Below are 1,985 nucleotides of genomic sequence, written 5' to 3' on the forward strand. Positions count from 1 at the left end.
GGAATGAACTTTCTTAATCCCGGTGGTTCAAGTGTGCCCCATCCTCATTTTCAGTTGCACATAAGAAAGGTTCCCTATTCTGGTGTAAATAAGCTAATCAGTCTCTCAAATATATATTTTAAGAGCCATGGTAAAAACTACTGGGAAACACTGTGTGAAGAGGAGAAGAAATTAAATGAAAGGTTTATTGCTGAAGATGGTGATATATTTTGGGTTTCAGCCTTTGCGCCTTCCCATCAAAGAGAGGTTTGGGGCATTTTAAAAGGAAAAGCAAGTTTATTAGATATAACTATGAATGATGCTAAAAATTTCGCAAAAGGAATATCAAGAATTGTGAGTTATTATGAAGATCTTAACAACCATCCCTATACTCTTGCATTTTTCTCTTCACCAGATAAAAGTTTTAATGAATATTTCTGGCTAAACTTAAGAATATGTTCGAGGCCAGCCTTTAGAAACCTTTATTCAAATTACGATACCTGGTTTGCACCAAAATTTGTTGGTGATGAGGCTCATACCACTGCACCAGAGGAGTATGCAAAGCATTTAAGAGAAAGATGGAACTTAAAATAGGAGGGAGCAATGTATAACTTTATTACTTACAGCAAAGAGGGGAGAATTGGGGAAATCAAGATTAATAAACCACCCTACAATGTCCTTGATATTAAAACAATGGATGAAATTAATTCAGCCCTTGATGATGTTAAAAAATCAGAAAGGGATTTAAATGTTTTATTAATTACTGCTGAAGGAGAGAAGGCATTTTCAGCGGGTGTTGATGTTGCTGACCATACCAAGGATAAGATGGAGCTAATGCTTGATTCCTTTCACGGTATTTTTAGAAGACTGGAAATGCTGGATATTATAACTGTTGCTGGAGTAAAAGGTTCAGCCCTTGGTGGTGGTTGTGAGCTTGCTATTGGCTGTGATTTAATAGTATGTGCTGACAATGCTAAATTTGGTCAGCCAGAGATTAAACTTGCTGTTTTCCCGCCAATTGCAATTACCTATCTAACACAGGTAGTAGGTAGAAAGAGGGCCTTTGAAATAGTAATCCTTGGTGAAAATATTTCTGCAGAAGAGGCTAAGGCGATGGGATTAGTAAATCAGGTTTTTCCACTACAGGAATTTGATGAAAAGCTGCGGGTCTATTTAAAAAAGTTTGAGGCTATGAGTGGTTCTGCTTTAAAAGTAACTAAACAGGCCTTTAAAAAATCATTAGCTTTTGATTTTGAGAGGACCCTTTCTAATGCAGAGGCAATGTATGTTAAAGATTTAATGAGCCTTGAAGATGCCAATGAAGGGATTAACTCATTCTTAGAAAAGAGAAAGCCAATTTGGAAAAATAGGTAAGATATAGGGCAAGAATATTAAAAGGAGGATTTATGGCTATAGATAAAATTAAAACCTATCAGATGGTTGAACCGGGCAAGTTGATAAAAACTGAGATACAAAAACCAGAACTTAAAGAATATGAGGTGCTTGTTGAAATTAAGGGATGTGGTGTTTGTCATACAGACCTAAGCTATTATTATCAAGGGGTTCCAACAGTGACAAAACCCCCTTTAACTTTGGGACATGAAATTTCTGGTGTTATAGTAGAAGGAAGGATTGATCTAATAGGCAAGGAAGTTATTGTACCAGCGGTTATGCCATGTAATAGCTGTCCCATCTGTGCTCAGGGAAGAGAAAATAGATGTTTAAATCAAAAGATGCCAGGAAATAGTTTGGGCATTTATGGTGGATATTCAAGTCATATACCAGTTCCTTTTCGTGATCTTTGCATTATTGAAAATAGAGGTGATTTTCCCATTGAAACATTAGCGGTTGTAGCAGATGCGGTAACAACACCTTATCAGGCAGCAATAAGAGCTGATTTAAAAGATGGTGACTTGGTGATCGTTATTGGTGTTGCAGGAGGTGTGGGAACCTATATGACCCAGATGGCAAAAGCTTTTGGGGCTAAGTGTGTAATTGGTTTTGAT

3 protein-coding genes are annotated in these 1,985 nt (G+C 36.9%); all 3 read left to right on the forward strand.

The features are described from left to right. Positions 1-573: hypothetical protein (locus N3C60_09040; GenBank protein MCX8085051.1), on the forward strand; the 573-nt coding region annotated here is incomplete at its 5' end. A gap of 9 nt (positions 574-582) precedes the next feature. Then, positions 583-1,353, forward strand: a complete 771-nt coding sequence (locus N3C60_09045) for an enoyl-CoA hydratase/isomerase family protein (GenBank protein ID MCX8085052.1) — start codon at positions 583-585, stop codon at positions 1,351-1,353. Positions 1,354-1,385: 32 nt separating this feature from the next. Further along, a partial coding sequence (locus N3C60_09050) for an alcohol dehydrogenase catalytic domain-containing protein (protein MCX8085053.1) occupies positions 1,386-1,985 on the forward strand: 600 nt, incomplete at its 3' end.

Source organism: Calditerrivibrio sp. (genome assembly GCA_026415135.1).
Classification (GTDB): domain Bacteria; phylum Chrysiogenota; class Deferribacteres; order Deferribacterales; family Calditerrivibrionaceae; genus Calditerrivibrio.

Excerpts from the sequence above, each read along its gene's own strand:
- N3C60_09045 (MCX8085052.1), top strand. The coding sequence starts at position 583 with ATGTATAACTTTATTACTTACAGCAAAGAGGGGAGAATTGGGGAAATC.